Origin of the sequence: Pseudomonas viridiflava (assembly GCF_900602065.1) — a bacterium.
Lineage (GTDB): Bacteria > Pseudomonadota > Gammaproteobacteria > Pseudomonadales > Pseudomonadaceae > Aquipseudomonas.
The window spans coordinates 1-293 of record NZ_UWFN01000207.1; the positions used below are offsets into that span (position 1 = coordinate 1).

Here is a 293-nt window from a genome sequence, read left to right on the forward strand (position 1 = left end):
TGGCTGCTGCAACATATCCACGCGATCCTCGGTAACTGGGGCTGGTCGATCATCGTTCTGACCATGCTGATCAAAGGCCTGTTCTTCCCGCTCTCCGCAGCCAGCTACAAATCCATGGCCCGCATGCGCGCCGTGGCGCCGAAACTGGCCTTGCTGAAGGAACAACATGGCGATGATCGCCAGAAAATGTCCCAGGCAATGAGGGAGTTGTACAAGAAAGAGAAGATCAACCCGCTGGGTGGATGCTTGCCGATTCTTGTGCAAATGCCGGTGTTCCTGTCGCTGTACTGGGT

At 56.0% G+C, this 293-nt stretch carries 1 protein-coding gene; it reads left to right on the forward strand.

Translation table 11 applies throughout. The features are described 5' to 3' along the window. On the forward strand, nucleotides 1-293 hold a 293-nt coding region (gene yidC, locus EE949_RS11960; protein WP_122664493.1), incomplete at both ends, for a membrane protein insertase YidC.